The following is an 8,453-nucleotide window of genomic DNA, read 5'->3' on the forward strand; positions in this document are numbered from 1 at the left end:
GTGGCTTGAGAAAAACCAACACAGGTTATTGCGTTGGCGGCTGCGACCTCTAGGCAGGAAGGCTTTCGTCGTTCACCTGAGGTCAGACTGCTGATGAAGTCGTTCCGTCGCCCGTCTCCGGGCTCGAGGGCCGAAGCCTTGTCCACAATCGGGCTGGGTCTGGTTCTGGCCTTTTTCCTCGCGACGAGCACGGTGGCCTGGTTCAACGTCCAGGTTCTGCGGGCGAACAACCAGCAGATCATTCATACGCATAAGGTCATCGTCGCCGTCGACGAACTCCTGGGAACGGTTCAGGACGCCGAGACCGGACAGCGAGGATATCTACTCACCGGCAATCCTCTTTATCTTCAGCCCTACGAGCTGGCTTCGGCGGCCGTGAGCCGCCGCCTGGAGGATGTGGCCGTTCTGACCCAGGACAATCCGGTGCAGCAGGCCCATGTGCGGCAGGTTCGCAGACACGTCGACGCGAAGATGACCGAGCTGGACGCCACGATCCAGACGCGCCGCGCCGAAGGCTTACAGGCTGCCGTGGCCAGGATGAACACGGATCGCGGCAAGGCGGAGATGGACGCCATCAGGGCCGAGGTGAACCTGATGAGGCAGGAGGAGCAGAAGCTCCGCCTCGCGCGCCTCGAGGAAATGGACGCCGCTTACACCACTGCCTTGATCAGCGGGGTCCTCTCCGGCCTCCTTGGCGCCGCCCTGACCCTGGCCATCTACGCCCTCATCCGGCGCAGCGCCCGTCAAAGGGCCCGACAGGAGTGGATTCACAAGGGCCAGGTCGGTCTGGCGGACGCCATGATGGGCGACCAGTCGGTCGAGCAACTGGCCGACAGCATTCTCGCCTATCTGGCGCGGTATGCCGATGTTCAGGCGGCGGCCCTCTTCAAGGGAGAGGGCGGCGTATTTCGGCGAGTCGCCGCGCTCGGCGTTCCGGCCGACGCGCCGATCCCGGCGCGTTTCGGTCCGCGCGAAGGCCTGTTGGGGCAGGTCGCCGCCGAAGGGCGCGCGTTGACGGTGTCGGACGTGCCTGAGGGCTATCTGACGATCGGCTCGGCGCTGGGACGCGACAAACCCCGACACCTCGTCATCGCTCCGGGCCGGGCTGACGGCGAGATCAACGCCGTGCTCGAACTCGGCTTCCTGCGTCTCCCCGATGATCGCCTCATGGCGCTGCTGGAGGAGACGGCGCCGCTGATCGGCACGGGCTTGCGGTCGGCCCGCTATCGGGCCCGACTGCAGGACATGCTGGAGGAGACCCAGCGCCAGTCCGAGGAGCTTCAGGTCCAGAGCGAAGAGCTTCGCGTCTCGAACGAGGAACTGGAAGAGCAGGGACGCGCCCTCAAGGAATCCCAGGTGCGTCTGGAACAGCAGCAGGCGGAACTGGAACAGACCAACAGCCAGCTCGAGGAGCAGGCTCAGGTGCTGGAAACCCAGCGCGATGATCTGGAGCGCGGATCGGCGGCCTTGGAGCTCAAGGCGCGAGAGCTGGAGCAGGCCAGCCAGTACAAGTCCGACTTCCTCGCCAACATGTCCCATGAGCTGCGCACGCCGCTCAACTCGCTTCTGATCCTGTCGAAACTGCTGGCTGACAATCCCGACGAGACCCTGTCGGAGGAGCAGGTCAAGTACGCGCGCACGATCCAGTCCTCGGGCAATGATCTGCTGACCCTGATCAACGACATCCTCGACCTGTCCAAGATCGAGGCCGGCCATATTCAGGCGCGCCCTGAGGCGGTGTCCTTGCAACGCCTGGGCGACGACATCCGGCAGACGTTCCAGCCGGTGGCTGACGAGCGCGGCCTCACCTTCGAGATCGACCTGGGATCTGGCGATGACGTGCTTGAGACGGATCGCCAAAGGCTTGAGCAGATCCTGAAGAACCTTCTGTCGAACGCCTTCAAGTTCACCGAGAAGGGCAAGGTGACGCTGTCAGTTTCGGCCGTCGGTTCTGATGAAGTGGCTTTCGCCGTTTCGGATACGGGCATCGGCATCGCCCCGGACCAGCAGAAAGGCGTGTTTGAGGCCTTCCAGCAGGCGGACGGCACCATCAGCCGGCGCTACGGCGGGACTGGCCTGGGCCTGTCCATCTCACGCGAACTCGCCCGTCTGCTCGGGGGGCGTATCCGCCTAGAAAGCCGGCCGGGCGAGGGCAGCGTCTTCACCCTGACCCTGCCGCGCACCTATGACGCCGCGCGCGTGGCGCCGCGAGAGGCGCCGACCGGATCGCCCGCTGCGGCTTCGCCGGCTTCAACGCCCGTTGCGGCGGAAGCCAGGCCCTTGGCCCGGACCCTGGATGACGATCGCGATCATCTGGCGGGGGCGCGTCGCCTGCTCCTGGTGGTGGAGGACGACGACCGCTTCGCCGCCATTGTCCGCGACCTGTCCCGGGAGATGGGGTTCCAGTGCATTCTGGCAGGCACGGCGGAGGAGGCCGTGAAGCTGGCCAAGCGCTATCGCCCCAACGCCGTGGTGCTCGACATCGGTTTGCCGGACCAGTCCGGCCTCACGGTGCTGGACGTGCTCAAGCGCGACGACGAGACACGCCATATTCCTATCCATGTCGTCTCTGCCGACGATCACAGCCAGACCGCCCTGTCGCTCGGAGCGATCGGCTATGTGATGAAGCCGGTGGCGCGCGAGGCCCTGGCCGATGTGCTTCGTTCGCTGGAGGAAAAGCTGACGCGGACGATGCGTCGTGTCCTCATCGTCGAGGACGACGTGGTTCAGCGCGAGGCGGTCAGCAAGCTGCTTGAATCCAGGGATGTGGAGACGGTCGGCGTCGGGACAGCGGCGGAATGTCTGCAGCAACTCAAGAGCCAGACTTTTGATTGCATGGTGCTGGACCTGACCCTGCCGGACGCGTCGGGATTCTCTCTGCTGGAGACGCTCAGCCGCGAGAGCGGGCAGGGCTACCCGCCAGTCATCGTCTATACCGGCCGCGACCTGTCCCCGGAACACGAGCAGCAGCTACGCCGCTATTCCAGCTCCATCATCATCAAGGGCGCCAAGTCGCCTGAACGGCTGCTGGACGAGGTCTCCCTGTTCCTGCACCAGGTGGTGTCGGAACTGCCGCCCGAGCAGCAGAAGATGATCCGCAAGGCTCGCCACCGCGACGCTGTGCTGGAAGGCCGGAGGATTCTCATCGTCGAGGATGATGTGCGCAACATCTACTCCCTGACCAATGTGCTGGAACCGCGCGGCGCCCGCATCGAGATCGCGCGCAACGGCAAGGAGGCCATCGAGCGACTGGAACGGTCTGCTGAAGATCCGGCGCAGTCCATCGACCTGGTCTTGATGGACGTCATGATGCCCGTCATGGACGGCCTGACCGCCACGCGGGAGCTGAGGAAGGACCCGCGCTGGCGCGACCTGCCGGTGCTGATGCTGACGGCCAAGGCCATGCCCGATGATCAGGAGCGCTGCATGGCGGCGGGGGCCAACGACTACATGGCCAAGCCCCTGGATGTGGACAAGCTGCTGTCGCTCGTGCGTGTCTGGATGCCCCGTTGAGTCCGGTCGCACCCCACGAAGTGGAAGACATAGAGATCCAGCTGCTGCTGGAGGCGCTGTTCCAGCGCTACCACTATGACTTCCGTCATTATGCGCGAGCCTCGATCAAGCGTCGCCTGCTCCAGGCGCGGGCCCATTTCGGCCTGCCGAGCCTGACGGCGCTTCAGGAGCGCGTCCTGCACGACCCGGAGATGCTGCCGCAGCTTTTGGGTTTCCTGACGGTCCAGGTCAGCGAGATGTTCCGTGACCCCGCCTATTTCCGGGCTCTACGCGAGCAGGTCCTGCCGCATCTGAGAACCTATCCCTCCCTGAAGGTGTGGATCGCGGGATGCAGCGCCGGCGAAGAGGTCTATTCGCTCGCCATCCTGTTCCGTGAGGAAGGTCTGTTCGACAGGACGATGTTCTACGCCACGGATATCAATCCTGACGCGCTGCGGGCGGCGGAGGCCGGCGTCTATTCGCTGGATCGCATCCGAAAATTCACCGAAAATCACCAGAAGTCAGGCGGTCGAACCTCGCTGTCGGACTATTACACCGCCGACTACGGCCGGGCGGTGTTCGACAAGTCCCTGAGGGCCAATGTGGTCTTCTCGGACCATAGCCTGGTGTCGGATGCGGTCTTCGGCGAGATGCAGTTGATCTCATGCCGCAATGTGATGATCTACTTTGATCGTCCGCTACAGGATCGGGCCGTCGGCCTGTTCAAGGATTCACTGGCTCGCAACGGCTTCCTGGGCATCGGTTCAAAGGAGAGCTTGCGCTTCTCGCGGCACGCCGGCGCCTTTGCCGACTTCGTCCCGGAAGAGAAGATCTATCGCAGGCGCGAGCCATGAACCCTGATCCTGCTCGAGCTCTCGTGATCGGCGCCTCGGCCGGAGGGGTGCAGGCCCTGCTCGCCATCCTGCCGGAGCTGCCCGCCGACTTTCCCTTGCCGGTCCTGATCGTCCTGCACGTGCCCGCCGACCGCAGTAATGTGCTGGCGCCTTTGTTTGCTTCCAAATGCGCGCTGACCGTCAAGGAGGCGGAGGACAAGGAGCCCACGCAGCCGGGCGTAGTCTATTTCGCCCCTTCCGATTATCACCTTCTGGTCGAGGCGGACGGCGCTCTGGCCCTCTCGTCCGACGAGGTGGTCAACTATTCCCGCCCTTCCATCGACGTCCTGTTCGAAAGCGCCGCTGACGCCTATGGCGCGGGGCTGGTCGGCCTGGTTCTGACCGGCGCCAATGAGGATGGGGCGGCGGGATTGAAGGCGGTCGCCGCCGCCGGCGGTCTGACATTCGTCGAAGATCCTGCCTCCGCCTATGCCCGCCCTATGCCGGAGGCCGCCCTTCGCGCCTGCTCGGCCGCACAAGTGATGTCGCTCGCGCGCATTCCCGAAGTTCTGAAAGGCCTTGGACAAGCATGACTAGCCCGGAGAAGCCGATCCATCTCTTGCTTGTGGACGATCTCGAGGAGAACCTCCTCGCCCTGGAAGCTCTGCTGAAGCGTGACGGCGTGGTCTGTCTCAAGGCCCGCTCCGGCGACGAGGCTCTGGAACTTCTGCTGGTGCATGACTTCGCCCTCGCCCTGGTGGATGTCCAGATGCCTGGCATGGACGGTTTTCAGCTCGCGGAGTTCATGCGCGGGAACGCTACAGCGCGGCATATTCCCATCATCTTCGTTACGGCCGGCAGCGCCGACCAGCAGCGCCGCTTCAGGGGCTATGAGGCCGGGGCGGTGGATTTCATCCAGAAACCCGTCGAGACGGACATCCTGAAGAGCAAGGCGAACGTCTTCATCGAGCTCTACCGCCAGAGGCAGGAGATCCTCTCGCATCGAGACGAACTCAAGGCCTATGCGGCCGCCCTCAGCGCCGCCGACCGCCGCAAGAACGACTTCATCGCCATGCTGGGGCACGAACTGCGCAATCCCGTCATGGCCTTCAGGGCGGGGCTGCAATTGCTTGAGCGGCAGACTGATCCCGAACGCAGCGCCCTGATCCACGCGCGGATGGAGGTGCAGGCCCATCATCTGTCGCGGCTGATCGAGGATCTGCTGGACGTGGCGCGCATCGACCAGGGCAAGATCTCGCTGAAGCGCGAGCGGGTGACTGTGCAGAGCATCATCGACTCGGCGGTCGACACCAGTCGGCCCAAGATCGACGCAGGGCGCCACGACCTGACGGTCGACATGCCGGGGTCTCCGATCTGGCTCGACGGCGACTTCACGCGTCTGTCTCAGGTGGTGAGCAATCTGCTGACCAATGCCGCCAAGTACACGCCGTCGGAGGGCCGCATCCAGGTGTCGGCCAATAGGGTCGAGGACCGCGTGCGGATCGATGTCGCTGACAACGGGGTCGGCGTGCCGGAAGAGATGCAGGTCCGCGTCTTCGATCTGTTCACCCAGTCCAAGGGACCTGACGATCGATCGCGCGAAGGCCTCGGCATCGGGCTCGCCCTGGTTCGAGAACTCGTCGAAATGCATGAGGGCGCCGTCGAGTTGGAAAGCAACGGGCCGGGGTCAGGCAGCCGGTTCACGGTCTGGTTCCCGGTCGTCGGCTAGGTGCTCTGAGGCGTTCAGCCTACTTTCGAACACTCGGGAACCAGCTGAGAAGTCGAAGGTTCGTACTGCGAATGTAGAGCTTGTCGCCTGCCGCTGGCCGGTCGACGCTTTGGAGGAGCAGGGCATGCAGAAATCGGTTTCGGCGAGCGAGAAACGGGCGCAGCCCACGGCGCCTGAAAAGGCCAAGGCTGAAGCTGTGGCGAAAGCGCGTTCCGTCGCGCCTGATCTCGCCGCGCGCATCGGCAGCACGCCGGCCACCAAGTTCCGGGGTGATCCCGATATCTTCGGTCGGCTGGTGGAGGACCATGATCGCCACCGTGCGCTTCTGGCCATGATGGAGGAGACAGAGGGGAAGTCTCCCGACCGCGTGCGTCTCTTCGACGAACTGGTTCATGAACTGAAGGCTCACGCCGCCGCCGAGGAGCAGGCGCTGTGGTCCAGCGTGCTGAGAAATCCCGCCACGACGGATTTCGCGCGCCACGCCGTCGCCGAGCACAAGGAGATCGATGACCTCCTGGCGGATCTGGCCGCGCGGGACATGGCCTCTCCCGGCTGGATACGGCGCTTCGCCGCCCTGCGAGAAGAATACCTCCATCACATCCGGGAGGAAGAGCAGGAGCAGTTTGTCGCGGCTGAAAAGGCGTTGAGCCCTGCTGATCTCCGCCACATGCGCACCGTCTTCAACCGGCGGAAGAAGGAAGAGAAGGCGGCCGTCGAGGTCGAAAAGAAGATCCGTCTCAAGGCGTGATGTCCTTGCTCCGGGGCGGGCAGTCGCTCCCGAACGGCCAGCCGGCATTGATTGTGCGGCCGCGACGTTGACTGACGAAACTGAGGGGGCGGCGACACGTGACATTGCAACAAGGGCTGGCGTTCGGACTGATTGCGCTGACGATCGGCGCCTTCATCTGGGGTCGGTTTCGCTACGATCTGGTGGCGGCGGTCGCCCTCGTGGCGGGTCTCATCCTGGGCGTGGTTCCGGCGGAGGCCGCCTTTGACGGGTTCAAGAATGATGTCACGGTCATCATCGCCTGTGCGCTGATTGTCTCGGCGGCCTTTGCGCGCTCGGGCATTGTGGAAGCGGCGATGCGCCGGGTTCTGCCGCTGTTGAAGACCGAGCGGAGTCAGGTTCCGGTGCTGACCGGGGTCGTCACCCTGCTGTCCATGGCCACCAAGAACGTCGGAGCCCTGGCGATCATGATGCCGGTGGCCCTGCAGGTGGCCCGCCGCACCGGGTCAGCGCCCTCGCGACTGCTGATGCCTATGGCCTTCGGGGCCATGGCGGGAGGAATGGTGACGCTGGTCGGAACAGCACCGAACATCATCGTCGCCCAGGTGCGCCAGGAGGTCGTGGGCCAGCCGTTCGGCATGTATGATTTTGCACCAGTCGGTCTCGGCCTGACGGCCATCGCCCTGGCCTTTCTCGCGTTCGGCTATCGGCTGCTGCCCAGGGAGCGTCACAGCGCCGCTGTGATGAACGCGGCTCTTGATGAGAACGCCTACGTCACCGAGGTCAGCGCACCTGACGACTGGGCGCCCGGGTCCATGACGGTGTCAGCCCTGATGAGAAGCGGGGAGGGGGAGGTGCGGATCATGGCCCTGATCCGCAACGGCAGGCGCCGACCGAACCCCCGTGGGAACGTGGTCGTCAAGGCGGGGGACATCCTGCTCATCGCAGGCGAACAGCAGGGGCTTGAAGCCTTTCTGGCTACGGCGCGTCTGAAGTTGGTCCGGGAGAACCGGCCCATCGCCACGGAGAGCGCCTCCGAGGAGATTGCTGTCATTGAGGCCGTCGTCGGCCGCAACTCGCCGTTGCAGGGTCAGTCCGTTCGGCAGTCCGACCTCTACGGGCAACATGGCATCAACCTTCTAGGCGTGTCGCGCAGCGGCTACGAACTGACCCAGCATCTTCGGACCGCCAAACTGGCGTCGGGCGACATCCTTCTGCTTCAGGGCGCGGAGCAGAGCTTGCCGACCGCGCTGAAAGCTCTCGATCTGCTGCCCCTGGCTGAGCGGGAGGTGCGACTGGGTAGTCGGCGCAAGCGCTTCCTGCCCGCCGTCGTCCTTGCGATCGCCATGATCCTCGTCGGTTTCGGCCTTGTCCCGGTCGCCGTGGCCTTCTTTGGCGCGGCCGTTGTGATCGTGGCCATGGGCGGGCTGAAAATGCGTGAGGCCTACGCTGCTCTGGACGGACCGCTTCTGGTTCTCATCGCCGCCTTGATCCCGGTTTCAGGTGCGATCCAGCAGACCGGCGGTTCGGAGCTGATTGCGGGCCTGTTGAGACATGTCTTCAGCGGTCTGCCCGGAGTGCTGGCGATTTGCGGGGTCATGTTGGCCTCAATGGCGGTGACCCCCTTCCTGAATAATGCGGCGACGGTCCTGATCGTCGCGCCGATCGGCGC

General features: G+C 64.4%; 6 protein-coding genes. All 6 read left to right on the plus strand.

Annotation, left to right across the window (positions count from 1 at the left end; genetic code table 11):
- Positions 1 to 93 precede the first annotated feature (93 nt).
- Entirely contained in the window at positions 94 to 3,513 is a 3,420-nt protein-coding gene (locus HX774_RS07270) for a response regulator (protein ID WP_178825531.1), read from the plus strand.
- Entirely contained in the window at positions 3,510 to 4,346 is an 837-nt protein-coding gene (locus HX774_RS07275; protein ID WP_255500195.1) for a protein-glutamate O-methyltransferase CheR, read from the plus strand. The genes HX774_RS07270 and HX774_RS07275 overlap by 4 nt, the downstream gene beginning before the upstream one ends.
- Positions 4,343 to 4,918, plus strand: coding sequence for a chemotaxis protein CheB (locus HX774_RS07280; protein WP_178825533.1), 576 nt, complete (start codon positions 4,343 to 4,345; stop codon positions 4,916 to 4,918). The genes HX774_RS07275 and HX774_RS07280 overlap by 4 nt, the downstream gene beginning before the upstream one ends.
- On the plus strand, positions 4,915 to 6,054 hold the full coding sequence (locus tag HX774_RS07285) for a hybrid sensor histidine kinase/response regulator (protein ID WP_178825535.1): 1,140 nt from the start codon (positions 4,915 to 4,917) through the stop codon (positions 6,052 to 6,054). Before HX774_RS07280 ends, HX774_RS07285 begins: the two co-directional genes overlap by 4 nt.
- 124 nt (positions 6,055 to 6,178) lie before the next feature.
- Positions 6,179 to 6,802, plus strand: a complete 624-nt coding sequence (locus HX774_RS07290) for a hemerythrin domain-containing protein (RefSeq protein WP_178825537.1) — start codon at positions 6,179 to 6,181, stop codon at positions 6,800 to 6,802.
- Between the two features lie 98 nt (positions 6,803 to 6,900).
- On the plus strand, positions 6,901 to 8,453 hold a 1,553-nt coding region (locus HX774_RS07295), incomplete at its 3' end, for an SLC13 family permease (RefSeq protein ID WP_178825539.1).

Origin of the sequence: Brevundimonas sp. P7753 (assembly GCF_013386595.1) — a bacterium.
In the GTDB taxonomy this organism is placed as follows: Bacteria; Pseudomonadota; Alphaproteobacteria; order Caulobacterales; family Caulobacteraceae; genus Brevundimonas; species Brevundimonas bullata.